The sequence below is a fragment of the Burkholderia sp. BCC0405 genome (assembly GCF_902833075.1).
Taxonomy (GTDB): Bacteria; Pseudomonadota; Gammaproteobacteria; order Burkholderiales; family Burkholderiaceae; genus Burkholderia.
The window spans coordinates 144,732-170,534 of sequence record NZ_CADFEO010000004.1; the positions used below are offsets into that span (position 1 = coordinate 144,732).

The 25,803-nt window shown below is 65.7% G+C and carries 25 protein-coding genes and 5 tRNA genes; 15 read left to right on the top strand and 15 right to left on the bottom strand.

Features of this window, described 5'->3' with window-relative positions:
* Positions 1-47: 47 nt before the first annotated feature.
* The 4 genes from serS (at position 48) to HWX36_RS07955 (ending at position 4,421) form a co-directional block, all read left to right on the top strand.
* A complete protein-coding gene (serS, locus tag HWX36_RS07940) occupies positions 48-1,349 on the top strand; it encodes a serine--tRNA ligase (RefSeq protein ID WP_175951613.1) in 1,302 nt (433 codons plus the stop codon).
* Positions 1,350-1,485: 136 nt separating this feature from the next.
* Positions 1,486-1,576: transfer RNA gene (locus HWX36_RS07945), tRNA-Ser, on the top strand.
* A gap of 230 nt (positions 1,577-1,806) precedes the next feature.
* A complete protein-coding gene (locus HWX36_RS07950; protein ID WP_244136338.1) occupies positions 1,807-2,739 on the top strand; it encodes a phosphatase PAP2 family protein in 933 nt (310 codons plus the stop codon).
* A 146-nt stretch (positions 2,740-2,885) separates the two neighbouring features.
* The gene (locus HWX36_RS07955) at positions 2,886-4,421 is read left to right on the top strand and encodes a methyl-accepting chemotaxis protein (RefSeq protein ID WP_175951614.1); all 1,536 of its coding nucleotides are present in this window, start codon (positions 2,886-2,888) and stop codon (positions 4,419-4,421) included.
* A gap of 102 nt (positions 4,422-4,523) precedes the next feature.
* Here the strand turns inward: HWX36_RS07955 and HWX36_RS07960 are convergent, their stop codons facing one another.
* A complete protein-coding gene (locus HWX36_RS07960) occupies positions 4,524-5,684 on the bottom strand; it encodes an alkane 1-monooxygenase (RefSeq protein ID WP_175951615.1) in 1,161 nt (386 codons plus the stop codon).
* 658 nt (positions 5,685-6,342) lie between these two features.
* On the opposite strand from HWX36_RS07960, the gene HWX36_RS07965 reads away from it, so the two are divergent.
* The 5 genes from HWX36_RS07965 (at position 6,343) to HWX36_RS07985 (ending at position 9,502) form a co-directional block, all read left to right on the top strand.
* Entirely contained in the window at positions 6,343-6,855 is a 513-nt protein-coding gene (locus tag HWX36_RS07965) for a GNAT family N-acetyltransferase (RefSeq protein ID WP_174968547.1), read from the top strand.
* A 169-nt stretch (positions 6,856-7,024) separates the two neighbouring features.
* Positions 7,025-7,798 carry a septum site-determining protein MinC gene (gene minC, locus HWX36_RS07970; protein WP_175951616.1) on the top strand — a complete coding sequence of 258 codons (774 nt, stop codon included), beginning with the start codon at positions 7,025-7,027 and terminating at the stop codon, positions 7,796-7,798.
* Between the two features lie 59 nt (positions 7,799-7,857).
* Positions 7,858-8,673 carry a septum site-determining protein MinD gene (minD, locus tag HWX36_RS07975; protein ID WP_042978309.1) on the top strand — a complete coding sequence of 272 codons (816 nt, stop codon included), beginning with the start codon at positions 7,858-7,860 and terminating at the stop codon, positions 8,671-8,673.
* A gap of 12 nt (positions 8,674-8,685) precedes the next feature.
* Complete coding sequence (gene minE / locus HWX36_RS07980) at positions 8,686-8,940, top strand: cell division topological specificity factor MinE (protein WP_006400798.1); 255 nt, start codon at positions 8,686-8,688, stop codon at positions 8,938-8,940.
* A 160-nt stretch (positions 8,941-9,100) separates the two neighbouring features.
* Complete coding sequence (locus HWX36_RS07985) at positions 9,101-9,502, top strand: YXWGXW repeat-containing protein (RefSeq protein WP_175951617.1); 402 nt, start codon at positions 9,101-9,103, stop codon at positions 9,500-9,502.
* 116 nt (positions 9,503-9,618) lie between these two features.
* On the opposite strand, the gene HWX36_RS07990 is transcribed toward HWX36_RS07985, so the two are convergent.
* Positions 9,619-11,169: a chloride channel protein gene (locus HWX36_RS07990; RefSeq protein ID WP_175951618.1), complete on the bottom strand. Its 1,551-nt coding sequence runs from the start codon at positions 11,167-11,169 to the stop codon at positions 9,619-9,621.
* A gap of 177 nt (positions 11,170-11,346) precedes the next feature.
* On the opposite strand from HWX36_RS07990, the gene waaC reads away from it, so the two are divergent.
* Positions 11,347-12,342 (top strand): lipopolysaccharide heptosyltransferase I, encoded by a 996-nt coding sequence (gene waaC / locus HWX36_RS07995; protein ID WP_175951619.1) that lies wholly within the window; start codon positions 11,347-11,349, stop codon positions 12,340-12,342.
* A gap of 15 nt (positions 12,343-12,357) precedes the next feature.
* On the opposite strand, the gene HWX36_RS08000 is transcribed toward waaC, so the two are convergent.
* From HWX36_RS08000 to rph, 9 genes are all read right to left on the bottom strand, one after another.
* Positions 12,358-12,537, bottom strand: a complete 180-nt coding sequence (locus HWX36_RS08000; RefSeq protein ID WP_175014032.1) for a hypothetical protein — start codon at positions 12,535-12,537, stop codon at positions 12,358-12,360.
* 104 nt (positions 12,538-12,641) lie between these two features.
* Complete coding sequence (locus tag HWX36_RS08005) at positions 12,642-13,952, bottom strand: MFS transporter (RefSeq protein WP_175951620.1); 1,311 nt, start codon at positions 13,950-13,952, stop codon at positions 12,642-12,644.
* A gap of 293 nt (positions 13,953-14,245) precedes the next feature.
* Positions 14,246-14,737, bottom strand: coding sequence for an energy transducer TonB (locus tag HWX36_RS08010; RefSeq protein WP_175951621.1), 492 nt, complete (start codon positions 14,735-14,737; stop codon positions 14,246-14,248).
* A 297-nt stretch (positions 14,738-15,034) separates the two neighbouring features.
* Entirely contained in the window at positions 15,035-15,328 is a 294-nt protein-coding gene (locus tag HWX36_RS08015) for a hypothetical protein (RefSeq protein ID WP_175951622.1), read from the bottom strand.
* Positions 15,329-15,459: 131 nt separating this feature from the next.
* Complete coding sequence (locus HWX36_RS08020) at positions 15,460-15,855, bottom strand: hypothetical protein (protein WP_175951623.1); 396 nt, start codon at positions 15,853-15,855, stop codon at positions 15,460-15,462.
* A gap of 142 nt (positions 15,856-15,997) precedes the next feature.
* Positions 15,998-16,085, bottom strand: a tRNA-Ser gene (locus HWX36_RS08025).
* 44 nt (positions 16,086-16,129) lie between these two features.
* Positions 16,130-17,344, bottom strand: a complete 1,215-nt coding sequence (gene hemW / locus HWX36_RS08030) for a radical SAM family heme chaperone HemW (RefSeq protein ID WP_175951624.1) — start codon at positions 17,342-17,344, stop codon at positions 16,130-16,132.
* 34 nt (positions 17,345-17,378) lie between these two features.
* Positions 17,379-18,005, bottom strand: coding sequence for an RdgB/HAM1 family non-canonical purine NTP pyrophosphatase (gene rdgB / locus HWX36_RS08035; protein WP_027788105.1), 627 nt, complete (start codon positions 18,003-18,005; stop codon positions 17,379-17,381).
* 1 nt (position 18,006) lies between these two features.
* Positions 18,007-18,738, bottom strand: coding sequence for a ribonuclease PH (rph, locus tag HWX36_RS08040; protein WP_175951625.1), 732 nt, complete (start codon positions 18,736-18,738; stop codon positions 18,007-18,009).
* A 172-nt stretch (positions 18,739-18,910) separates the two neighbouring features.
* On the opposite strand from rph, the gene HWX36_RS08045 reads away from it, so the two are divergent.
* The 4 genes from HWX36_RS08045 (at position 18,911) to HWX36_RS08060 (ending at position 23,216) form a co-directional block, all read left to right on the top strand.
* Positions 18,911-19,834 (top strand): YicC/YloC family endoribonuclease, encoded by a 924-nt coding sequence (locus HWX36_RS08045; RefSeq protein ID WP_175951626.1) that lies wholly within the window; start codon positions 18,911-18,913, stop codon positions 19,832-19,834.
* Positions 19,835-19,840: 6 nt separating this feature from the next.
* Complete coding sequence (gene gmk, locus HWX36_RS08050; RefSeq protein WP_089439459.1) at positions 19,841-20,524, top strand: guanylate kinase; 684 nt, start codon at positions 19,841-19,843, stop codon at positions 20,522-20,524.
* Positions 20,525-20,582: 58 nt separating this feature from the next.
* The gene (gene rpoZ, locus HWX36_RS08055) at positions 20,583-20,786 is read left to right on the top strand and encodes a DNA-directed RNA polymerase subunit omega (protein WP_006025620.1); all 204 of its coding nucleotides are present in this window, start codon (positions 20,583-20,585) and stop codon (positions 20,784-20,786) included.
* Positions 20,787-20,849: 63 nt separating this feature from the next.
* The gene (locus HWX36_RS08060) at positions 20,850-23,216 is read left to right on the top strand and encodes a bifunctional (p)ppGpp synthetase/guanosine-3',5'-bis(diphosphate) 3'-pyrophosphohydrolase (RefSeq protein ID WP_175951627.1); all 2,367 of its coding nucleotides are present in this window, start codon (positions 20,850-20,852) and stop codon (positions 23,214-23,216) included.
* Positions 23,217-23,416: 200 nt separating this feature from the next.
* Here HWX36_RS08060 and HWX36_RS08065 read toward each other — a convergent pair.
* From HWX36_RS08065 to HWX36_RS08075, 3 genes are all read right to left on the bottom strand, one after another.
* Positions 23,417-23,493 (bottom strand) — tRNA-Arg (locus tag HWX36_RS08065).
* Positions 23,494-23,553: 60 nt separating this feature from the next.
* Positions 23,554-23,630, bottom strand: a tRNA-Arg gene (locus HWX36_RS08070).
* A gap of 66 nt (positions 23,631-23,696) precedes the next feature.
* A tRNA-Arg gene (locus tag HWX36_RS08075) sits at positions 23,697-23,773 on the bottom strand.
* Between the two features lie 129 nt (positions 23,774-23,902).
* On the opposite strand from HWX36_RS08075, the gene greB reads away from it, so the two are divergent.
* Positions 23,903-24,466 (top strand): transcription elongation factor GreB, encoded by a 564-nt coding sequence (gene greB / locus HWX36_RS08080; protein WP_175951628.1) that lies wholly within the window; start codon positions 23,903-23,905, stop codon positions 24,464-24,466.
* 83 nt (positions 24,467-24,549) lie between these two features.
* Here the strand turns inward: greB and HWX36_RS08085 are convergent, their stop codons facing one another.
* Positions 24,550-25,695 carry a porin gene (locus HWX36_RS08085; protein ID WP_175951629.1) on the bottom strand — a complete coding sequence of 382 codons (1,146 nt, stop codon included), beginning with the start codon at positions 25,693-25,695 and terminating at the stop codon, positions 24,550-24,552.
* Between the last annotated feature and the right edge of the window lie 108 nt (positions 25,696-25,803).

The following is a 25,803-nucleotide window of genomic DNA, read 5'->3' on the forward strand; positions in this document are numbered from 1 at the left end:
GGTGCGTTAGAATTCCCGTCTTACACAACGATTCTCCAAGTCCTCCCATGCTCGACATCCAGTTGCTGCGCAAAGACCTCGACGGCGTCGCCCAGCGCCTCGCCGATCGCGGCTACACCCTCGACATCGCCGCGTTCTCCGCCCTCGAAGCGGAACGCCGCGCGATCCAGACCCGCACCGAAGAGCTCCAGGCGCGCCGCAACAGCCTGTCGAAGCAGATCGGCGCGATGAAGGGGAAGGGCGAGGACACGTCGGCCGTGATGGCCGAGGTCGGCGGGATCGGCGACGAAATGAAGGCGTCGGAAGCCAAGCTCGGCGAGATCCAGGCGCGCCTGTCCGACCTGATGCTGGGCATGCCGAACATCGCGCATGAAAGCGTGCCGGTCGGCAAGGACGAAGCCGACAACGTCGAGGTGCGCCGCTGGGGCACGCCGCGCCAGTTCGATTTCGAGGTGAAGGATCACGTCGACGTCGGCACGCCGCTCGGCCTCGATTTCGAGACCGGCGCGAAGCTCGCCGGCGCGCGCTTCACGATGCTGCGCGGCTCGATCGCGCGCCTGCACCGCGCGCTCGCGCAGTTCATGATCGACACGCACACGCAGCAGCACGGCTACACCGAGACGTATACGCCGTACATCGTGAATCCCGAGATCCTGTACGGCACGGGCCAGTTGCCGAAGTTCGCGGACGACATGTTCCGCGTCGAGAAGGGCGGCGAGGAGAACAAGGTCACGCAATACCTGATCTCCACGTCGGAAATTTCGCTGACGAACACCGTGCGCGAGTCGATCGTCGACGCGTCCGCGCTGCCGATCAAGCTGACCGCGCATTCCCCGTGCTTCCGCTCGGAAGCCGGTTCGTACGGCCGCGACACGCGCGGGATGATCCGCCAGCACCAGTTCGACAAGGTCGAGATGGTGCAGGTCGTCGCGCCGGAAGTGTCGTACGCGGCGCTCGACGAGATGGTCGGTCATGCGGAAGCGATCCTGCAGAAGCTCGGCCTGCCGTACCGCGTGATCACGCTGTGCACGGGCGACATGGGCTTCTCGGCCGCGAAGACGTTCGACCTCGAGGTGTGGCTGCCCGCGCAGAACACCTATCGCGAGATCTCGAGCTGCTCGAACACCGAAGCGTTCCAGGCGCGCCGGATGCAGGCGCGTTTCCGCAACGCGCAGGGCAAGCCGGAGCTCGTGCATACGCTGAACGGCTCGGGTCTCGCAGTCGGCCGCACGCTCGTCGCGGTGCTGGAGAACTACCAGAACGCGGACGGCTCGGTCACCGTGCCGGAAGTGCTGCGTCCGTACATGGGCGGCATCGAGCGCATCGACGCGCCGGCACAGGCGTCGTAAGCGCGCGCTTCGGCAAGCGCTTGGAGTCCTCGCAAGAAATTTTGCAAAAAGGGCTTGTGCGTTTCGAAGAGATCGTTCTATAATCTTTTCTTTCGCGGAAACGACCAAACGCGAAATGCAGTAAAGCAGCAAGGAAGGAGAGGTGGCAGAGTGGTCGAATGTACCTGACTCGAAATCAGGCGTACGGTTTCCCCGTACCGTGGGTTCGAATCCCACCCTCTCCGCCAGAATACGAAGCCCCTTGATCCGGAAGGATCAAGGGGTTTTTCGTTTGGGGCTTGCGGTGCGTGTGTCGTGTCGCAAGCCATTGCAGCGAGCAACAGCTCGACCGTCGACACATCGTATCGTGCTGATACGATGCGACTCACTGCGTGCATGATCGTGCCGCGTCCTCGATGCAGTTGCGCTGAACGGCATCCACCCCAATCCGATGACGAACCGAGTGTCGAAAGTCCTGATGGGCATTGTGCTGCTGACTGCCGTCATTGCCGTCGTGGACATCTGCGGCGCGCACGGCATCGGCATGGCGCTGGCGCTGGCGCTCGGTAACGCGGCGTATTTCGCGGGGCTGGCAGGATGCGTGGCCATCGCAGTTGCGGCGGCATTGATCGTGCTGTCGCACACATCGCGCTACCGCGAGCGCGCGCTTGCCTGGCGATGGCGTGAGTTGGCGCTCGCGTTGCTTTGCATCGTGACGATCGCCGCCTTCAGCCAGGCGATCGTGGTACTCGACTACTTGTGCGTGGCCCTCGCCCCGCCGTCGATCGAAGCCGATCTCGTCCGGTTCGATGCGTTGCTCGGCTTTCACTGGCCCGACCTGTATCGCTGGGTGAGGGCCCATGCCGAGTGGCAGAGCGTGCTTGCGTTCGCGTATCACGGCAGCATCGTGCAGCTGATCGCCGTCCCGTTCATTCTCTCGACCGCACGGCGACATGACGACCTCGCCGAATTCATGGCGCTGTTCGCATTTGCGTTGCTCGTCGTTGTCGTCGTCTCGACGCCGTTTCCCGCGCAAAGCGCATTCGTCCATTTCGGTATCGCGGATGCCAACACCGCGTCGACCGTGTCTCACTACGACCTGCTGCGCAGCGGGCAGCTTCGGCGGTTCAACCTGTCCGAATCGCAGGGGCTCGTGTCGTTGCCGTCGTTCCACGTGATGCTGGCGCTGCTGTTCGCGTATGCGGTCCGGCACGTCCGTTACGTGTTTCCCGCATCGATCGTGCTGAATGCCGCGATGATCGTGTCGACGCCGACGCAGGGCGGCCATTACCTGGCCGACGTGATCGCCGGGATCGCATTCGGCGTGCTGTCGATCGTTGTCGTGCGCCGCTGGATGGCGGGCCCGCGCAGGGCCGCGACCACCGGGCCGCGCGCGACGCATCCGACCTGATGACCTGATGCGCGGCCGGCCTTTTCGCACGCGTCCGGTCTTTACCGTTTTCTTCAGCTTTAAGCGCGCGCTTCCGGCGCCGTTAACACGGTGCGGCGGCCGGCGCTCGTGCCGAGCCGCATCGCTCCCCGTCGATTCAAGGTCCCATGAAGCTGAGCTACAAGATTCCCCTCGCATTCGCCGTCGCGCTGCTGCTGATGTTCTGTGGCGCGCTGTACGGTATCCATATTCTCAATCGGTCGATCGATACGTTCGCCGAAGACGTGCAGACGAACGTCGGCGACGAACGGCTCGTGTCGGCCACGCTCGTGCAGTTCAAGCTGCAAGTGCAGGAGTGGAAGGACACGTTGTTGCGCGGCAAGCAGCCGGACAAGCTCGACCAGTATTGGCAGGCGTTCCAGACGCGCGAGCGGACGGTCGCTACGCTCGCCGCGCAACTCGTTCACCAGTTGCCGCCCGGCGAGAGCCGCTCGCTCGTCGAGCAGTTCATGCGCGCACACACGGCGATGGGTGAAGGTTATCGGCGCGGGTTCGACGCGTTCAAGGCCGCAGGCTTCGAGCCGTCGGCCGGCGATGCCGCGGTGGCGGGCGTGGACCGCGAACCGGCGGCGCTGCTGGAGCGGGCCGCGAAGTCGATCGCCGACGAGAGTGCCGCCGTGTCGGAGCAGGCGAGCCGCGACGCGCAGCACGCAACCATCGCGAGCCTCTTGCTGATGCTGGTCGTGCTCGGCGTCGCGATGGTCGGCGCATTCCTGTTCAGCCGCGCGATCCTGCGTCCGCTCGACCGTGCGGTGGCGTGCGCGCAGGCCGTCGCCGAAGGCGACCTGACCCGTGACGTCGAAGCGGCCGGCCGCGATGAGATCGCCGATCTGCTGCGCGCGTTGCAGACGATGCAGGCGAGCCTGTCGGGCGTCGTGCTCGAAGTGCGTACGCACGCCGAAGCCGTCGCGACGGCGAGCGCACAGATCGCATCGGGCAATCATGACCTGTCGGCGCGTACCGAGGCGCAGGCTGCGTCGCTCGAGGAGACGGCGGCCAGCATGACCGAACTGACGGGCATCGTCCGCCAGTCGGCCGAGCACGCGCAGCACGCGGCGCAGTTGGCGCACGACGCGTCGAACATCGCGGCGGCGGGCGGCGGCGTGATGACGGATGCCGTCGGCACGATGAACGGCATCGCCGACAGCTCGGCCAAGGTCGGCGAGATCATCGCGGTGATCGACGGCATCGCGTTCCAGACCAACATCCTCGCGCTGAACGCGGCGGTCGAGGCGGCGCGCGCGGGCGAACAGGGGCGTGGCTTCGCGGTCGTCGCGGCGGAAGTGCGTACGCTCGCGCAGCGCAGCGCCGCCGCCGCCAAGGAGATCAAGGGGCTCATCGAGCAGTCGACGAAGCGGATCGACGAGGGTGCCGTGCTGATCGGCCGGGCGGGCGAATCGATTCACGAGATCGTCGGTGCCGTGCAGCGCGTCACGACGATCGTCGGTGAGATCTCGTCCGCATCGCAGGAGCAGAGTGGCGGCATCCAGCAGGTGAACATCGCGGTGACGCAGATGGACGAAGCAACGCAGCGCAACGCGGCACTCGTCGAGCAGGCCTCCGCCGCGACGCAGGCGCTGGCCGAGCAGGCGAGCGCGCTGCGGCATGCGGTGGCGGTGTTCAGGCTGCCGGAAATGGCGTGACGGCTGCGCCGCCGCGCCGGACTTCGACGGAACCGGGGTGCGCCGCGCCGCCGGCTTTCAGCGGTGCGTCGGCGCCAGTCTCCACCGGTCCGTCCCCCGCGATCACGCCGCGGCCGGATATTGCGCGAGCACCCGGGCGCGGATCGACGGCTTGATGTTCGATTGCGCCATGTTGCCGCCGTAGTGCGCGACGACGCGCGGATTCATCACGCGATACCAGAGCGGCGGCACATAGGCGAACAGGATCATCGTCGCGTAGCCGGCCGGCAGTTGCGGCGCATCGTCGAAGTGGCGCAGCGCCTGATACGAGCGCGTCGGATTCGCGTGATGGTCGGCGTGCCGCTGCAACTGGTACAGGAACAGGTTGGTGACGACGTGATTGCTGTTCCACGAATGCTGAGGCGTGCAGCGTTCGTAGCGGCCGCTCGGCAGCTTGCGGCGGCCGAGCCCGTAATGTTCGACGTAGTTCACGACTTCGAGCAGCGACGCGCCGTAGACGGCCTGGATCATGAGGAACGGAATCACGACCTTGCCAGCCATCGCGATCGCGATGCCCCACACGACGACGGTCATCGCCCACGCGTGCAGCACCTCGTTGCGCCAGGTCCACGGCGAATGCCCGAGCCGTTCGAGGCGGGCCTTCTCCAGCCGCCACGCCGAGCGGATGCTGCCGGTCACGGTGCGCGGCAGGAATGCCCAGAACGATTCGCCGTAGCGCGCGCTCGCCGGATCCTCGGCCGTCGCGACGCGCACGTGGTGCCCTCGGTTGTGCTCGACGTAGAAGTGGCCGTATGCGACCGGCGCGAGCGTGATCTTCGCGAGCCAGCGCTCGAAGCGGTTGGTCTTGTGCCCGAGTTCGTGCGCGGTATTGATCGAGATGCCCGTCGCGGCGCCGAGCGACAGCGCGAAGCCGACGTAGTCGTACCATGCGAGCGCGTGCGTGCCGACGATCCACACGCACACGAAGAACGCGACGTATTCGACGAGGGTCGCGAGATAGACGATCAACCGGTAGTAGCGCTCCTGTTCGAGGTGCGGCACGACGTCCTCGGGCGGATTGTCGCGATCGTCGCCGATCAGCGTGTCGAGGACTGGTATCACGCCGAACGCGAACAGCGGGCCGAACCACCAGAACACGTGCAGGCCCGTCGACAGCGCGAGCTGGGCGGCGAGGATCGGCAGCGTGATCGTCAGCGCGCCGAGCAGCCACAGGTAACGCTTGCCATCCGACCAGCCCGAAGCCGATCCGTCGGTGATTGCCATTGTCTCCCTCCTGTCGGCCGGCCCGAGGGCGGCTGCCTGTACGGTTGTTTGAATTCTCGTCGATCCGCGACGCACGCGCGGTAGTGCCGGATCGTCACCCGCTTCTGCCTGTTATACGACCCATGTGCACGCTTGCCAAATTCCGGCGCTAGGCGCATGGCTCCAAACGGAGGGGCGCGTGCGGCGCGGGCAGGGAAGGCCCCGTGCAAGCTGATTGAAACATGCCGGAATCGCCGGATCGACCCGCACGGGCGGCCGGTTCGTCAGACGGATGGCGCGCCGTGACGGGGGCGGGTGCCGATGCCGCCGGTTCGCAACAAATGGTGCGACGCAATATAAGGAAGGCGGCAGGCTCCCGTGACACATGTTTTCGGGGTGCCAATCTTACGGATCGTGACGACTTCCGCGCTGAATTCAGGAGGGAACTGCCTCATGTCGCAAGGCGGCAGGCACCACGCGTCGAATGAAGCCGCCGCGACCGTCATTCGGCGGCAGGCACCGACATGGCGATGCTGCACCTGCACATCAACTGGGCGCATGGCCGCGGGCGGTGCATGCTGCCTTTCGATTCGCGCCGCCATTTGAAAATAACGATTTGACTCATGCCCCGCTTTCGGTTGAAGCTAGTAGCTTGCTGTCCGAAGGGGGCTGTGCCTGCATGAGTTCGACCTTGACCGTTCGTCGTATCGTTGCCGACCAGGGCGGCGTGTATCGCGAACTCCGCGCCGCATCGCTGCGTGAGCCCTACGCGCCCGGCGAAGCGCCGGAAGCCGAATTGCTGAACGTCGAAACGGACGCAGCGTCGGCGATTGCCGCGCAGCGCGCCGTGTCCGACGAGTCGACGACTTTCCTGCTGTATACCGAAGGCCATCCGGCCGGCATGATCGGCGCGTATTTCGACAATACGCCCGATCGGCGCGCGTTCGTCAGCGAGCTGTGGGTGGCGCACGCGGTGCGTCATCTGCGCGGCGGCGTGCTGCTGCTGGAGACGGCCACTGCGTGGCTCGCCGAGCGCGGCGCCCAGGACGTCTACGCCTGGATTGCCGATGCGAACCGCAACGCGATCCGCTTCTACGAGCGCGCGGGTTTCGGCAACACCGGCGAACACGCGCCGATCGCGCGGATGCCCGGCGCGATGAAATCGCTGTACGTGTCGCAGATGAAGCACTAACGTGATGTCAGCGCGCGGATTGCGTGGCGCGATGAAGATCCGGCCGCCCGCTTGTCTGCCCGCCTGCCGGTAGCGCGCCCGCCCGGGCCGCCGCCACCCGGTTTCCCAAAAATAATGGCCGCGCGCGTGGACGCCTGTAAAATACGCAAAAAATTTTTGCAGAGTGTCCATGTCGCTTAAAAAATCGCCATTCTTCGAGCTGCGCAGCGGATCGGTCGATACGTTGCTGTTCACCGTGAAGACGACCGATCTCGATGCGTTGCGTACCGAACTGGTCAAGCGCTTCGAAGCGACTCCCGAGTTTTTCGCCGACGATGTCGTCGTGATCGACGTCCGCCGCCTGGCAGACGGCGAACGCGTCGCGCTGGCGGACATCCGCCAGATGCTGAACGACGTGCGGATGCGCCCGGTGGGCGTCGTCGCGCTGGCAACGCAGGGCTGGGCGGGGGAAGCCGGCCTGCCGTTGCTCGAGGCGCGCGATCGCCGCGCGCCGGCCGCGAAGCACGCCGACGAAGCGGAACCGGTGCCGGCGCCCGTCGTCGAAGCTGCCGCCGCTCCGGCAGCCGAACCGGCGCAGGAGCCCGCACCGACGCTGTTGCACTCAGGTGGCCAGACGCTCGTGATCGACCGGCCGTTGCGCTCGGGGCAGCAGATTTACGCGAAAGGAGACCTCGTGGTGCTCGCGCCGGTCAGTCACGGCGCGGAGATCATCGCGGAAGGCAATATCCACATCTACGCGCCGCTGCGCGGCCGCGCACTCGCGGGCGTGCACGGCAATCACGACGCGCGCATTTTCTGCACGTGTCTCGAGCCGGAACTGATTTCGATCGCGGGTATCTATCGAACAACCGAGAACCCGTTGCCCGCCGAAGTACTGGGCAAATCGGTGCAGATCCGGCTCGAAGAGGAAAAACTGATGATCGAACCGCTGCGGCTGACGTAATACACGCGGCGCGCTCCGGATCGATCGGCTCTCATTGACGAACACAGGGTATTGGGTAAATGGCAAAAATCATCGTGGTGACCTCGGGCAAGGGCGGCGTGGGCAAGACGACGACGAGCGCGAGCTTTGCGTCCGGTCTCGCGCTGCGCGGCCACAAGACGGCTGTCATCGACTTCGACGTCGGCCTGCGCAACCTCGATCTCATCATGGGCTGCGAGCGCCGCGTGGTGTACGACCTCGTGAACGTGATCCAGGGCGAAGCGAACCTGAACCAGGCGCTGATCAAGGACAAGAAGTGCGAGAACCTGTTCATCCTGCCGGCATCGCAGACGCGCGACAAGGATGCGCTGACGCGCGAAGGCGTCGAGAAGGTGCTGAACGACCTCGCCGCGATGGATTTCGAATACATCGTCTGCGATTCGCCGGCCGGTATCGAGGCAGGTGCGCTGCACGCGATGTACTTCGCGGATGAAGCGCTGATCGTCACGAACCCGGAAGTGTCGTCGGTGCGTGACTCGGATCGCATTCTCGGCATCCTGTCGTCGAAGACGAAGCGCGCGACCGAAGGCAAGGATCCGATCAAGGAACACCTGCTGATCACGCGCTACAGCCCGAAGCGCGTCAGCGAAGGCGAGATGCTGTCGCTCGAGGACATCAGCGAGATCCTGCGCATCAAGCTGATCGGCGTGGTGCCCGAGTCGGAAGCCGTGCTGCATGCATCGAACCAGGGTCTGCCGGCCGTGCATATCGACGGCACCGACGTGGCGGAAGCGTACAAGGACGTCGTCGCGCGTTTCCTCGGCGAAGACAAGCCGCTGCGCTTCACCGATTACCAGAAGCCGGGCCTGCTGCAGCGCCTCTTCGGCAGCAAGTAACGGAGGCCGCCCATGTCCATCCTTTCGTTTCTCCTCGGCGAGAAGAAGAAGTCCGCATCGGTCGCGAAGGAGCGCCTGCAGCTCATCATCGCGCACGAGCGCGTCGGCGGCCGGCCGCCGGCCGATTACCTGCCGGCGCTGCAGAAGGAGCTGGTCGCGGTCATCTCGAAGTACGTTCAAATTTCGAACGATGACATCCGCGTGAGCCTCGAGCGCCAGGACGATCTCGAAGTCCTCGAAGTGAAGATCGAGATCCCGCAAGCCTGACCATTGCAGGTATCCCACCGCACGGCGGCACGCGCCGCCGTGCGCGTCTTACGCCCTGTTGCACTTTCGGGCATGCCGTAACACGGTGTCTGTCGGCCGTTACCGCTCCTCCCGCATTGAACGAATACGCTCGCGTAACTTGTTCAACCAGGAGGTTGTGATGGCTGTCTCTACTGCTCAACGTCGTATCGTTTCGCTCGCATTGATTGCTGCGAGCCTGTCAGCCATCGTCGCGCCGTTTGCCGCGCACGCAGACGAGATTCTCGTCGGCGCGCCCATGATCGCGCCGCAGGGCCGCGTGGTCGTCGCCGAGCCGGTCGCCGTGCGCACCGGGGAAATCGTCGTCGTCGCGCCGAATGCGCCGCCGCCGGTGCGCTACGAGGTCGTGCCGGCCTCGCGCGTCGGCTACGTGTGGGATCGCGGGCACTGGCACTGGGATCATGGCCGCTACGTGTGGATCGGCGGCCACTGGGAAGCCGAGCGCGTGGGCATGCAATGGGTGCCGGGCCATTGGGACCAGCGCGGTCCGAACTGGTTCTGGACCCGTGGCCATTGGGCCTGATGGAGGCGGGCGATGAAAAGAACCGCAATCGCCGTCGCGCTTGTCGCGATCACGCTGGCCGGGTGCATCGTCGTGCCGGCGCGGCCCGTGTACTACCGGCCGGCACCCGTCGTGATCTACTGAGCGTCGCGCGGGCCGGGCTGTGCCGGGCCGTTCGTCCCGGCTGCGGCCGGCTCGTCGTCGTGCCGTGCCGGTGCATGCGCTGCGCCTTCGACCGGCGCGGCGGCGGCCGGCGCTTCGCTGCTTTCGTCGCGCAGCGTGTCGAGCGGATCGGCGGGCGCTGCGGCCGCATCCTGCGGCTCGGTGACGCCGGTTGCCGCCGCCGCGCTCGCCGCGGTTGCAGCGGCCGGTTCCGCGGCCGCGACGGGCGGCGCGAGATAGCGCAGGGCGAGTGTTTCGTAGAGCGGCGGCGCGAAGAAGCGCGAGACGCGGCTCGACACCAACGCGGTGGCCATCAGCGAAATCACGAGCGCGTGACCGTTGATCATCTCCATCACGATCACGAACGACGTGATCGGCGACTGCGTGACGGCCGCCATGTAGCCGACCATCGCGAGCGCGATCAGCATCGGCAGGCTCATGTTGCTGAACACGACGTGCAGCAGGTTGCCGAACCCGGCGCCGATCGACAGCGACGGCGCGAAGATCCCGCCCGGGATGCCCGGCAGGTACGACGCGACCATCGATATCATTTTCAGGAACGGGTAGAACACCGACAGATGCTGGCTGCCGTCGAGCAGGCCGCGCGCCTCGGCATAGCCGCTGCCGAAGGTCGTGCCGCCCGACACGAGGCCGACGACGGCGATCGCGAAGCCGCACAGCGCGGCGAACGTGATCGGCCGCTCGCGGTACAGGCCGAGCAGTTGCGCGGGCAGCCAGCGTCCCGTGTTGAGCAGCAGCCAGCAGAACAGGCCGCCTGCGATTCCCGTCACGATCGCGGTGACCAGCACGGCGAGCGCGAGCAGTTTCGGGAAATGGGGGCCGGCATCGATCGTGCCGAAATACGTGTAGTTGCCGTTCAGGCCGAGCGCGACGACGCCGGCGAGGATGATCGCGGTGATCAGCACGCCGCTGGCGCGGGCGGAGAAGCTGCGCGTCAGCTCCTCGATCGCGAAGACGATCCCGGCGAGCGGCGTATTGAACGCGGCCGACAGCCCGGCCGCCGCGCCGGCGAGCACCAGTTGGCGTTCGATCTGCGCGTTCGAGCGCGGGTAGAAGCGTCGCAGGTTGAACATCAGCGCCGCGCCGACCTGCACGGTCGGCCCTTCGCGGCCGATCGTGAAGCCGCCCAGGATGCCGAGGAACGAGACCAGCACCTTGCCGAACAGGATGCGCAGCGTCAGCAGCCGGGAGCCGAACGCACTCGGGCGCGCATGCAGCGTCGCGATGACCTGCGGGATGCCGCTGCCCTCGGCGCCGCGGAAGAAGCGGCGCGTGATCCATACCGACACCGCGGCGATGGCCGGCGTCAGCAGCAGCGGCAGCCACGCGGCGTGATCGCGCATCGTGCGGAAGGTTTCGTAGCCCCAGTCGATCAGTCGCGCGTAGAGTACGGCCGTGAGGCCGACGACGATCGCGCCGAGCCAGAAAACGCCGTACTGGCGCCAGATCCTCATCGAACGACGGGTGAGGGCGGGAAACAGGGCGGGAAGGGCGTGGCGTGGCATTGGCAGGGGCTGGAAGGCAACGACACGATTACAACAGAGAACCCGGGCGACAATACGCTCTACAATTCTCGACTGACTCCAACGTTTTGTTACAAATGTAATTCAGCCGTAATTCTAAAGTGCACCCAGTCTTATTAGCATGCCGAAATGCACCGCTCTATGTACGTCCCCGCAAACGTGAAACGCATTCTGATCGTGAAAGTGACATCGCTCGGCGATGTCATCCAGACGCTGCCTGTTGTTGCGGATCTCCACCGCGCCTTTCCGGGCGTCAAGGTCGACTGGGCGGTAGACGAGTCGTGTGCCGAGATCGTGCGCTGGCATCCGGGCGTCAGCGCCGTGTTGTGCGCGCCGCTACGCCGCTTCAAGAAAATGAGAAATGCCGGCGACCTGAGGGCGATATCGGCATCGATCGGCGCGTTGCGCCGGCATCGCTATGATGCGGTGATCGACCTGCACGGCGTCTACAAGAGCGCGATCATTGCGGCGCTGGCACGTGCCCGACGCCGGGTCGGTTACCGCACACCGGATCTCGGCGAAACGGGCGCACGCTTCGCGTATTCGCACCGCTTCGGCCCGAAGCCGGTCTGCAATGCGTGGCACGGCATGCGTATCAGCGCGGGCGAGGCGCTCGACTACGCGCCCGAAGGCATGCCGTCGTACGGGATCGTTGTGCCAGACGTACCGTTGCCGCCGATTGTTACCGAAGGCGCGCCATTCATGTTGTTGTTCCATGCAACGTCGAATCCCGACAAGAAATGGCCGGTCGATCACTGGGCCGAGCTCGCGACCCGAATGGCGGCGCGCGGCTTGCGCGTGCTGTTGCCGTGGGGTTCTCCCTCCGAGCATCTCGACGCGCAGGACATCGCTGCGCGCGTGCCTGGTGCGGTCGTGCTGCCGGCGATGTCGCTGGGCGAACTCGCTGCGACGATCAGCCGGGCTGCGCTGGTCGTTGGTGTCGACACGGGGCTGGTGCACCTGGCGCATGCGCTGGGGCGCCCGACCGTGATGATGTTCGTGGCCACGTCGCGGGTCCATTTCGGTATCGATGGCGTGCCGCATTCGTTGTCGATCGGCGAAGCCGGCGTGCCGCCGAGCATGGCCGACGCACTCAATGCAATCGATGCCGTGACCCCGGTCTGCAATGTGTTGCCGGTGCAGGCCGTCGCCTGACGGTTGCTGACGGGCTTACGCCAGCATCGCTTCAATGGTGATCACGGCGGCAATCGCCGCCAGGTTCGCCAGCAGCGCCTCGAACACGAGGCCGCGCCACGTCTTCGGCCGAAAGCGCAGCGCGAGCAGCAGCGCGCCACCCAGCGCGAGCGCGAGGATCAGGACGAGATCGGCATTGCCGAGGCGGATGTTCATGGCGGCGGCTCCTTCGGGGCGGGATCCCGGGGGCGCGCAGCGGCGCACCCGGGATCGAGTATAGGCAGCGCGGGCCACCGCACAACCCGGGGCGCCCCGGAGTCTCAGACGAGCGATGTGTCGCGCGTTTCGCGCATCAGCAGCACACCGATCAGGCTGATTGCCGCCGCAACCGATACATAACCGCCGACCCACGACAGCCCGCCGCGCGCTGCCAGCAGTTGCGCGATATACGGCGCGATCGACGCGCCCAGGATCCCGCCGAGGTTGTACGCGACGCCCGCGCCCGTATAGCGGACGTTGGTCGGGAACAGTTCCGGCAGCAGCGCGCCCATCGGCGCGAACGTCACGCCCATCAGGAACAGCTCGATCGTCAGGAACAGCGCGACGAGCGGCATGGAGCCGCTGCCGAGCAGCGGCTCCATCGCAAAACCTGACAGCAGCGCGGCGATCGCACCCACGACGAGTACCGGTTTGCGGCCGAAGCGGTCGGATGCCCACGCGGACAGCGGCGTCGCGAGTCCCATGAACACGACCGCGAAACACAGCAGGCCGAGGAAACTCTGGCGCGGAATATGCAGCGCCGATACGCCATACGACAGCGAGAACACCGTCGAGATGTAGAACAGCGTGTAGCAGACGACCATTGCAAGCGCACCGAGCAGCGTCGGCTGCCAGTGTTGCGTGATCAGTGTCGCGACCGGCACGCGCACGCGCTCGTTGCGATCGAGTGCGGCCTGGAACGCGGGCGTTTCGGTGATCTTGAGCCGCACGTACAGGCCGAGCGCGACGAGCACCGCACTGACCAGGAACGGGATGCGCCAGCCCCAACTGCGGAACTGCTCGTCCGACAGCGACAGCGCGAGCGCGAAGAACAGGCCGTTCGACATCAGGAAGCCGACCGACGGTCCGAGCTGCGGGAACATCCCGAACCAGCCGCGCTTGCCCTGCGGCGCGTGCTCGGTCGCGAGCAGCGCTGCGCCGCCCCATTCGCCGCCGAGGCCGATCCCCTGGCCGAAGCGCAACACGCACAGCAGCACCGGCGCGAGCGTGCCGATCGCGTCGTAGCCGGGCACGAAGCCGATCGCGGTGGTGGACACGCCCATCACGAGCAGCGACGCGACGAGCGTCGATTTGCGGCCGATGCGGTCGCCGAAGTGCCCGAACAGGAACGACCCGATCGGGCGTGCGATGAACGCGATGCCGAACGTCACGAACGCGGACAGCGCCTGTGCGGTCGCGGAGCCGTGCGGGAAGAACACGGGGCCGATGACGAGCGCGGCGGCCGTTGCGTACACGTAGAAATCGTAGAACTCGATCGCGGTGCCGATGAAGCTCGCGAACACGATGCGCCGGTGGCTGACGGCGCCGGCCGAACCGGTTGCATGTGCAACGGCCGGGGGGGATGCGGACATGGATGTCTCCGTTTTGTCGTTGGGGCGGTCGGCTGGGCGTGCGGTCGGGCAGGCGGACGCCTGCCGGGGGCAGCCGAGCGGATGATGCGGTGGCGGCGTGGACGCGCGCCGTGGCGCGGACGTCACCCGCCGGTCGACGATGGAGACGGGTGCGTCGCCGCCGCCCGGTGCCGGCGTGGTCGGCTCGCATGCCGGGTGGGGCGCGCGAACGCGCGCGCGGCGTGGTGGTCGCGCGATTGCGGAAAATTATAGCCAGCGCCGCCGCGCACCGGCAATCGCGGTGCGGCGACCGGTCAGTCGATCGATTGCGCCTGCGCCGACGCGGTGCTTTGCAACTGGAAGTGGCCGTCGTCGTTGAAGAGCCAGCCTTCCATCAATTCGAGCCGGCCGTTGCCGTCGAGCAGTCGCGACGGTGGTGGCGGCAGCGGCGCCGAGCGGCGCAGCGACGCGAGCGCGAGTGCTTCCGCTTCGCTGTCGCCATTGCTGCGATAGACGGACGCGTTGACGAGCCGGCCGCTGCCATCGACGGTGAAGGCCACGACGACGAGCGAGCGGAGCATGGCTTGCGGTGTGCCGTGCAGCACGCCGGCGGGATTGCGTTCGGCGACACGCTGCGCGACCTCGACGCGGTACTGGTCGAGGCTGCCGCTGCGGGTGATCGACGGAATCGTCAGGACCGAGCGCAGCGATGGAGGCGGCGTGATCGTGCACGCCGCGAGCATGGCGACGACGGCCAGCGCAACGGCACGCAGCCGGTCGACGCGCGGACGGGGAAGGGGGCGCATGGGAGGCTGGCCAGAAGTGACTATAAAAAAATGATAGGCGCACGGACGCGAGCCGATATCGGGAGAAACGCATAATGCGCGATGCCGGATGATGCGATCGCTGATGACGAGAAGGCGTGCGCTCGCGCATCGCGATGTGACGCGACATGTGACAGCGCGCTCGCGAGGCTGCCGTACGTGTGCGGCCCTGCGTGCGTGTTGCAAGGTTGAAAGAAAGACGGGGAACGCGAGTGGCGCGCAGGCGTGTGACGATCGTCCGGCCGCCCGTGCACGCTTCAGCGATGCGTGCCGTCCGGTTCAGAAGCCGTGCGTGACGAGCGACAGGATCGACAGGTCGGGATGCGTGCCGTCGATGATGCTCTTGCCGATGTGCACGGCTTCGTGGACGGCTTCATCGAGGCTCGTGAAGCTTTCCTCGCCGTCCGCGTGGAACGGCACCGCGTGACCGGGCAATGCGGGATTCGCGCCCGGATGGCACACGTAGCCGGTGTAGGTGTAGCGCGTGTCGCTGCCGGGCACGACGGCCGGCACGACATGGACCTCGAAGCCTTCGTAATCGACGTGTTCCGCCGGTGTCGACAGTTCGGTCATGGCGATCTCCGTGTACCGCGCGCAGGGGTGGCGCGCGCGGCATCGAGTACGCGGCGGCGGTCGTGTCGCCGTGTTGATCGAATTCTAGGTGATCGAGCGGCCGGCCGGGAGGCTTCCAGCGCGGCGCTGCATCATTGCTTGCAGCGTGCGTCCTTGCGCTGCACGACGATGATCACCGGGTATTTCTGGCCGTGGTCGAGCTCCACGCGCGCCACGACGGTCAGCGTCGCCGGATCGGAATCGTCGTACACGCTGACCTGTTCGTTCCGGAGGTAGGTCACACCGGTGCAGTTCGACGTGCGTCCGTCATCTCCCACCTTGCACTGGAGGTCGTTGTCCTTCAGGTAGTTGTAGGGCGACGGACTTGCAAGGTATTCGCTCAGGCCGCGCGGCGAGCCGCCGACGCCGGTCACGTATGCGATCGCGCACGACGCTTGCGTATCGCTGCCGGAGGCGGTGTCCGCTGTCGCCTGCGTGCTGACGGCAACCAGCAGCGCGGCGAGCGACGAGACGATGAAGGGCTTCATGACGTGGTTTTCCCGTTTCGCGAATCGGAGCGCCGGATTGTAACGGCATCCGGCGCGACGCGTCGGAACGTTAGGGAAGGATGCGCGCGGGCCAACAAAAAACCCCGTCATTCGGTGAATGGACGGGGTTTGGCGAATTTCCTGGCGGAAGCGGTGAGATTCGAACTCACGGACAGTTTCCCGTCGCCGGTTTTCAAGACCGGTGCCTTAAACCGCTCGGCCACGCTTCCACACGAGGCGGCATTGTAACCGAAATGCCGCGAGGTTCATTCCTTCAATCGTCGCGCAGGAACAATTCCTGCAGGTCGTTGAGGAAACGCTGGCCGAGCGGTGTCGGTGCGATCTGCGCGAAATCGCGTGCGATCAGGCCGCGTCGCTCCGCTTCCTGCAGCGCCGGTTCGATCGTGCTCATCGGCAGGCCCGTGCGTTCGGCGAAGCTGTGCACGGGGAAGCCCTCGACGAGCCGGAGCGTGTTCAGCATGAACTCGAACGGCAGGTCGCGCGCGCCGACTTCACGTTCTTCCTGTACGGCCGTGCCGGCCATCGCTTGCTCGATGAAGGTTGCCGGGTGCTTGTAGCGTGCCTGCCGCAGGATCCGGTTCGGGAACGACAGCTTCGTGTGGGCGCCCGCACCGATCCCGAGATAGTCGCCGAAGCGCCAGTAGTTCAGGTTGTGCCTGCACTGATGATTCGGCCTGGCATACGCGGAAACTTCGTAGCGTCCGTAACCGGCCTCGGCCGTGCGCGCGTGAATCCATTCCTGCATGTCGGCCGACGCGTCGTCGTCGGGCACGACCGGCGGGAACTTCGCGAACAGCGTATTCGGCTCGAGCGTCAGGTGATACAGCGACAGATGCGGCGGCGCGTACGACAGCGCGGTCTCGATGTCGGTACGACATTCGTCGAGCGTCTGGTTCGGCAGCGCGAACATCAGGTCGAGGTTGAAGTTGTCGAAGTTCTTCGCGGCGATCTCGACGGCCGCGCGTGCCTGCGTGGTGTCGTGAATCCGGCCGAGCGCCTTCAGGTGCGTTTCGTTGAAGCTCTGGATGCCGACCGACAGGCGATTCACGCCGCTCGCGCGGAACTGCGCGAACTTCGCGGCCTCGAACGTGCCCGGATTCGCCTCGAGCGTGATCTCGGCATCGGCGTCGAGCGGCAGCAGCGCCCGCACGTCGGACAGCATCCGGTCGAGGCCGGCCGCCGACAGCAGGCTCGGCGTGCCGCCGCCGATGAATACCGTATGCACCTGCCGGCCCCACACGAGCGGCAGCGCCTGCTCGAGATCGGCGCGCAGCGCGTCGAGATATTCGGTTTCCGGAAACCGTTCGCCCTTCCACTCGTGCGAATTGAAATCGCAGTACGGGCACTTGCGCACGCACCACGGGAAATGCACATACAGCGCGAGCGGCGGCAGCGACGTGAGCCGCACCTGGCCGGGCGACGTGAAGGTCGCGACGACGCGCGCGCCGGTTTCCGCGGCCTGGCTCATGCAACCTCCGTTGGCGAACGGGTATCGAGCGCGCTCATGCTTCCTCCGCGAGCCGCGCCAGCAGCGCCTTCAGCGCCAGCGCGCGATGGCTGTGCGTGTTCTTCACGGCCGGCTCGAGTTCGGCGGCCGTCGCGCCGAGCGACGGCAGGTAGAAATACGGGTCGTAGCCGAATCCGTGCTCGCCGCGCGGCGTATCGACGATCTCGCCCGCCCAGCGCCCTTCGGCGAACAGCGGTTCGGGGTCGTCCGCATGGCGTACGAGCGCGAGCACGCAGCAATAGTATGCGCGCCGGTCGTCGACGCCGCGCAGCTGCTCGACGAGATACGCGTTGTTCGCTGCGTCGCCCTTGTCGCGGCCCGCGCGCTGCGCGTAGCGCGCCGAATAGACGCCCGGTGCGCCGCGCAGCACGCGCACGCACAGCCCTGAATCGTCGGCGATCGCCGGCAGCCCGGTGAGCCGCGACGCGTGGCGCGCCTTCGTCAGCGCGTTTTCGATGAAGGTGCCGAACGGCTCTTCCGCTTCCGGCACGGCAAGGTCGCCCTGCGGGACGATCTCGATGCCGACCGTCGAGAACAGCGCGGTGAATTCGCGCAGCTTGCCGGCGTTGTTCGACGCGAGAACGATACGCGACAGCGGGGCGATGGTGTGGTCGTCCGGCATCTCAGGCGCCCAGCACGTCTTTCTGGAGCTGCACGAGCTCGGCGATCCCGCCTTGCGCGAGGTCGAGCAGCGCGTTCATCTCGGCGCGCGAGAACGGCACGCCTTCGGCCGTGCCCTGAACTTCGACGAAACCGCCGGCGCCCGTCATCACGACGTTCATGTCGGTATCGCACTGCGAATCTTCCGCGTAATCGAGGTCGAGCACGGGTGCGCCTTCGTACACGCCGACCGAGATCGCGGCGACGTGGTCGGTGATCGGCGAGCGCGTGAGCTTGCCGGCCGCGATCAGCGTCGACACGGCGTCGTGTGCGGCGACGAACGCGCCGGTGATGCTCGCCGTGCGCGTGCCGCCGTCGGCCTGGATCACGTCGCAGTCGATGTGGATCGTGCGCGGGCCGAGCGCCTCGAGATCGAACACCGCGCGCAGCGCGCGGCCGATCAGGCGCTGAATTTCCTGCGTGCGGCCGGTCTGCTTGCCGCGGGCGGCTTCGCGGTCGCTGCGCGTGTGCGTCGCGCGCGGCAGCATCCCGTATTCGGCGGTCAGCCAGCCTTGCCCGCGGTCGCGCAGGAAGTCGGGGACGCGTTCGGAGACGCTCGCGGTGCAGAGCACCTTGGTGTCGCCGAATTCGACCAGCACCGAGCCTTCGGCATGTTTCGTGTAGTGGCGCGTAAGGGCGACCTTGCGCAGTGCGTCGGCGCGGCGGCCGCTCGGGCGGGAAACGGAGGACGTCATGTGGGAATCGCGGAACGAGAGGAAACCCCGATTTTAGCGCCGAACGGCGGGCGTGCCCGGCGGGGTGGTCCGCAAAAATGGGATAATGCGCGCTTCCCGCCCCGCGCTTTCCGATGCGCCGGGCGCCTCGACATATCCCGCCCGCGAGGGCACCCAGACGGCGAGACGAACCATGATCTACAGCATGACGGGCTACGCGAGCGCGACGCGCGAACTCGCGACGGCCACCGGCAACGGCGGCACCAGCGTGTCGGTCGAACTGCGCACCGTGAACTCGCGCTTCCTCGACCTGAATTTCCGGATGCCGGACGACGTGCGCGCGTGCGAACCCGCGCTGCGCGAAATGCTGATGAACAAGCTGTCTCGCGGCAAGGTCGACATCCGCATCAACCTGCAGCGCGGTGAGCAGAGCATCGGCGCAGGCGCGCTGAACCAGTCCGCGCTCGGCCAGCTCGCCGAGCTCGAGCGCTCGGTGCTCGATACGTTTCCGGGCGTCGGCCGCCTGCGCGCGGGCGAGATCCTGCGCTGGCCTGGCGTGATCGCCGAGAGCGGCGTGTCGGCGGAAGCGATCCGCGACGCGGTGCTCGCGTGCGGCAAGGAAGCGATCGGCGAGCTCGTCGTCGTGCGCTCGCGCGAAGGCGCACAGCTGGCGACGATGCTGCTGACGAACGTCACCGAGATGGAGGCGATCGTCGCGCGCATCACGCCGCTCGTGCCGGAGCTGATCGCGAAGCACCAGCAGAAGATCGTCGAACGGCTGCAGGAGGCGCTCGGCATCGCGGCGCCCGAAGGCAGCTCGACGATCGTCACGCGCGAGGAAGCCGCGGAGCGCATTCGTCAGGAAGTGACGATGTACGGGATCCGGATCGACATCGCGGAAGAGCTGTCGCGGCTCACCGCGCACCTGAACGAAACGCGCCATGTGATCGAGAAGGGCGGCCGCGTCGGCAAGCGTCTCGACTTCATGATGCAGGAACTGAATCGCGAAGCGAACACGCTCGGCTCGAAGGCGGCGGCGAAGGAACTCGCCGACGCGTCGATGGCGCTCAAGCTGTTGATCGAGCAGATGCGCGAGCAAGTGCAAAACCTGGAGTAAAGCAACATGACGGAATCTACTCGCGACGCGCACGCGTCGCATTCGCTGCACGGCGGCGTCTATCCCGGCAACCTGTTCATGGTCGTCGCGCCGTCGGGTGCCGGCAAGTCGACGCTCGTGAATGCGCTGCTGTCGAAGGACAGCGACATCTGCCTGTCGATCTCGTACACGACGCGCAAGCCGCGCCCCGGCGAGCAGGACGGCCAGCACTATCACTTCACGACGGTCGAGGATTTCCGCGCGCGTCACGCGGCGCACGAATTCCTCGAGAGCGCGGAAGTGCACGGCAACTACTACGGCACGTCGCGCGTCTGGATCGAAGAGCAGATGAAGAACGGCCACGACGTGCTGCTCGAGATCGACTGGCAGGGCGCGCTGCAGGTGAAGAAGCAGTTCCGCAACGCGGTCGGCATCTTCATCCTGCCGCCGTCGCTCGACGCGCTCGAGGAGCGCCTGAAGAAGCGCGGCCAGGACGAACCGAACGTGATCACGCGCCGCCTGCTTGCCGCCGGCAGCGAGATCGCACACGCGTCCGAAGCGGAATACGTGGTGATCAACGAGAATTTCGAGCGTGCGCTCGCGGAACTCGAATGCATCGTCGCGGCCACGCGCCTGCGCTTTGCTTCGCAGTACGCGCGACACACGGAGCTGTTCATCGAGCTCGGCATCCATCTGCCCCACGCGGAATGACGCGGGGGACGAGGGACATAAGGTAGAATAAGCACTATATTCAGAAGGAATTACCAACATGGCTCGCATTACCGTCGAAGACTGCCTGAAGCAAATCCCGAACCGCTTCGAACTGGCGCTCGCCGCCACCTATCGCGCGCGGCAGCTCGCGCAAGGCCATACGCCGAAGATCGAAAGCCGCGACAAGCCGACCGTCGTCGCGCTGCGCGAAATCGCTGCCGGCCAGGTCGGCGTCGAGATGCTGAAGAAGGTGCCGGTGTAACGCGCATCCGGCCCGTTCCAGCCATGTAATCCACGCGCGCAACGACTCGACCTGGAGGCGAATATGAGCACCACCCCATCGTCCGCCTCCGCGGATTCGACCACCGAAGCCACGGCCCAATCGCCTGCGCGCCAGTACATCGACGCGGTCCTCGAACAGTCCTTCCGGCATCTGTTCGGGCCGACCGCCACACCGGAGCAGCCTCGCAAGCACGGCGTCGTTTCGATCGCGAAACTGACCGCCGCGCTTGCCGAGTATCTTCCTCCGGAGGAAATCAAAGAGGTCAAGGCGGCGTTCCACTTCAGTGACGAAGCCCACCTCGGTCAATATCGCCAGAGCGGCGAACCCTATATCACCCATCCCGTCGCCGTCGCGGAAATCTGCGCCGGCTGGAAGCTCGACGCGCAGGCCGTCATGGCGGCGCTCCTGCACGACGTGATGGAAGACCAGGGCGTGACCAAGAACGAGCTGGCCGAACGGTTCGGTCCGAAGGTCGCAGAGCTGGTCGACGGCCTGTCGAAGCTCGACAAGATGGAGTTCCGCAGCCGCGAGGAAGCGCAGGCGGAAAACTTCCGCAAGATGCTGCTCGCGATGGCGCGCGACGTGCGCGTCATTCTCGTCAAGCTCGCCGACCGGCTGCACAACATGCGCACGCTCGGCGCGGTGCCGATGGAAAAGCGCCGCCGCGTCGCGCGGGAAACGCTCGACATCTACGCGCCGATCGCGCACCGCCTCGGGTTGAACAACACGTATCGCGAGCTGCAGGACATGAGCTTCGCGAACTTCAACCCGCATCGCTACGCGACGCTCGAGAAGGCCGTGAAGGCCGCGCGCGGCAACCGCCGCGAAGTGATCAGCAAGATCCTCGAGGCCGCGCAGCGTGCGATGGCCGATGCGAAGATCGACGCCGAGATCACCGGCCGTGAAAAGACCATCTACAGCGTCTACCGCAAGATGCGCGACAAGCAGCTGTCGTTCTCGCAGGTGCTCGACGTGTACGGCTTTCGCGTCGTCGTCGACAGCCCGCTCGACTGCTACACGTGCATCGGCGCGCTGCACGCGCTGTACAAGCCCGTGCCCGGCAAGTTCAAGGACTACATCGCGATCCCGAAGATCAACGGCTATCAGTCGCTGCACACGACGCTCGTCGGCCCGTTCGGCGCGCCGATCGAGTTCCAGGTGCGCACGCGCAAGATGCACGAGATCGCCGAGGCGGGGGTCGCCGCGCACTGGCTGTACAAGAACGGCAGCGCGGATCTCAGCGACGTGCAGAAGCGCGCGCACCAGTGGCTGAAGTCGCTGCTCGACATCCAGAGCGAAGCCGGCGATTCGAGCGAATTCCTCGAGCACGTGAAGATCGACCTGTTCCCCGACGCGGTCTACGTGTTCACGCCGAAGTCGAAGATCATGGCGTTGCCGCGCGGCGCGACGGCACTCGATTTCGCGTATTCGATCCACAGCGATCTCGGCAACCAATGCGTTGCCGTGAAGATCAACAACGAACTGCTGCCGTTGCGCACCGAGCTGAAGAGCGGCGACATCGTCGAGGTGATCACGGCGCCGTATTCGAAGCCGAACCCCGCATGGCTTGGCTTCGTGCGTACCGGCAAGGCGCGCTCGGCGATCCGTCACTACCTGAAGACGATGCGCCTGAACGAATCGGTGCAGCTTGGCGAGCGGCTGGTCGACCAGAGCCTGAAGGGCTACGGTCTCGCGCTGGCCGATGTCGAGCCGGAAGTGTGGGAGAAGCTCGTGCAGTGGACGGGCAACAAGAGCCGCCAGGAAATCTTCGCGGACATCGGCCTCGGCCGCCGCGTGGCCGCGGTGATGGCCAAGCGCATCGAGGTGCTGATGAGCGGCCGCGATGCGGACGACGACCTGCCGAAGTCCGAGCGGCATCCGGCGCACCATGCGCCGCCGGTCGTGATTACCGGCACCGAAGGGATGTCCGTGCAACTGTCGGCATGCTGCCGGCCGATTCCGGGCGACGCGATCATGGGTTATATCGGCATTGGCCTGGGGATGGCGATTCATACGACCGATTGCCGCGTGGCGCAGCGTATCCATCGCCGCGATCCGGGCCGCTGGATCGATGTCGAATGGGCGCCGCAGCCGGGCCGCCTGTTCGATGTCGCGGTGAAGGCGCTCGTGAAGAACACGAAGGGTATCTTTGCGCGCGTGGCGGCGGACATCACGTCGGCCGATGCGAATATCGTGCATATCGCGATGGATGAGGATCTGACGCACGAATCGACGGTGCTGCGCTTCGTGATCCAGGTCAGCGACCGTGTGCATCTCGCGAACGTGATGCGACGCGTGCGAACCAATCCGGACGTGATGCGGATCATGCGCGAGCGTTCGACCGACGACGGTGCGCATGCGCGCCATGACGGCGGCATGCGCATCGAGCGCGAGCGGCAGGATTATTGACGCTTGGGGCCCGTGTGGGCGATCGATCGACGGCGGCCAGTGGTCGCCGTTTTCATTTGCGCTGCCGGAGAGCGAACGTGTGGTGTGGTCGACGTTCTTCCGAAAAGGGGCGCCACGCAACCGTACGTTGCCGGACCGTGAGCAAGGGAAGGGCAGGCGGAAAAGAAAAAGGGCTTTCCCGGAGGAAAGCCCTTTTAAGGTGGCGCGGCTGGCAGGATTCGAACCCACGACCCCTTGGTTCGTAGCCAAGTACTCTATCCAACTGAGCTACAGCCGCACGCAAAACGGTACTGCTTGACTGTCGGAACCTTCTGCGATGGGAAGGTCCCCAAAAAAGTGGCGCGGCTGGCAGGATTCGAACCCACGACCCCTTGGTTCGTAGCCAAGTACTCTATCCAACTGAGCTACAGCCGCACGCAAAACAAAACTTCTACTGCTTCGAACTGAAAGGGCCTTCGGTTCGGAAGGCCCTCGAAAAAGTGGCGCGGCTGGCAGGATTCGAACCCACGACCCCTTGGTTCGTAGCCAAGTACTCTATCCAACTGAGCTACAGCCGCACGCAGAAGCGAAATTATAGCAGGGTTGTATAAAAAGGGAAGCCTTATTCGCGAATTGTTCAGCGCGGCCTTGCCGGGGCGCCCTTCGTGTACCCTTGGAGCATCAGTCATCCATGTTGAATCCGCATCATGAACAAGGCGTTTGTCAAAGAGTCGGACGGCGACGACGACGATCTCGACCAGACCCAGCCAGCAATCCCGGCGGGTGCGAAGAACTACATCACGCCGGCTGGCCACAAGCGGCTGCGGGACGAACTGCTGAACCTGATCGACGTCGAGCGTCCCGAGGTCGTGCGGCTCGTGTCGTGGGCTGCGTCGAACGGCGACCGGTCGGAGAACGGCGACTATATCTACGGCAAGCGGCGGCTTCGCGAGATCGATCGCCGCATCCGCTTCCTGACGAAGCGGCTCGATCTGGCCGAAGTCGTCGATGCAAGCCGGCAGGAGAACGTCGACCAGGTGTTTTTCGGCGCAACGGTCGATTACGAGACGCTGGACGGCGAGGATCACACGATCACGATCGTCGGGATCGACGAGGTCGATCTCGATCACGGCTGCGTCAGCTGGATTTCGCCGATCGCGCGCGCGCTGATCAAGGCGAAGATCGGCGATACCGTGATGCTGATGACGCCGGCCGGCCCGCAACCGATCGACGTGCTCGACGTCCGTTACCCGGCGCCGGATAACGCCTGAGCGGCGCACGGCGCAGCCAGGTAAAGAAAAAGCGCCCCGGTGGGGCGCTTCGTCATTCGGCGTGCGGCTGATGTGCCGACCGCTTAGAAGCGGTGGCGCAAGCCGGCCGTGACCGCGATCTGCTTGTTGGTCGATGACGCGGCGCCCAGCCCGTTGATATTGGCGCCGAGGTCGAGGCCGTCGTTGTTGACCTTCTGGAACTCGCCCTGCAGGTAGACATCGGTGCGCTTCGACAGTGCATAGTCGGCTTGCAGGTTGAACTGGTGCCAGGTCGGCTTGTCGCCGGCCAGGCGGCCCTGCGTATATGTGTAGGAGCCGGCGAGCGACAGCGCCGGTGTCAGCGCGTAGCGTCCGTTGAGTTCGTAGTTGCTGAAGCGCGCGGTTCCGCCGAGGCCCGTGATGCCGCCGGACACGCCGGACTGCCCCGCGCTGATTGCCCGGATGCCGGTCAGGCGCGTTTGCGTGAACACGAAGCCGACTGTGGCCGGGCCGAACCCGTAATTCAGGCCGGCGCCCCAGGTGCGCTGCACGCGCGATGCGAAGGTCCATTCGCCGGTCACTGCGCCCGGATCGGACACCGCCTGCGCGAGCGCATTCACGTCGCTGTTCAGCTGCAAATAGGCCGCGGCGAAGTTGAAGCCCAGGTAGCTGTACGACACGCCGCCGCTATAGGCGCGGTTGTTCGCGAAAGCGGTCGAGTTCGAGAACCCGTACAACGCACCGAACTTGAGGCCGCCGTAGTTCGCGCTCTGATACTTGACCGAGTTGTTGATCCGGAACGAGTTGTTCAGGTTGTCGTTGTCGAACGGGTGGGCGAACTGCGTGCCGCCGTACTGGGTACCGGTCAGCGATAGCGGCCCGAGATAGTCGACGACGCTGTCGTACTGCCGGCCCAGCGTCAGCGAACCGTAGCTGTCGTTGGCGAGGCCGACAAATGCTTGCCGGCCGAATTCCCGGCCGCTCTGTTTCAGCGCGCCGTTATTGATGCCGAAACCATTTTCCAGCGTGAAGATTGCTTTCAGGCCGCCGCCGAGATCTTCGGTGCCGCGCAAGCCCCAGCGGCTGCCGTTGACCGAACCGCTTGTTTCCTGCCAGGCGCTATGGCCGCCCTGATTGTTCGTGTAGGTGATGCCTGCGTCGATCAGGCCATAGAGCGTCACGCTGCTTTGGGCATGAGCTGCCGTAGCGAATACCCCCGACAACGCGGTGACGATCAGGGTTTTTTTCATGGATCTGTCTCCAAACAGGATGATGTCGATCGAACCTGCTGCGGACTGGCATGTTTTGCTTGACGTTGCGGCCGGTCCGGCAGAGCGGCGCTGCGCTTATCAAAAAGC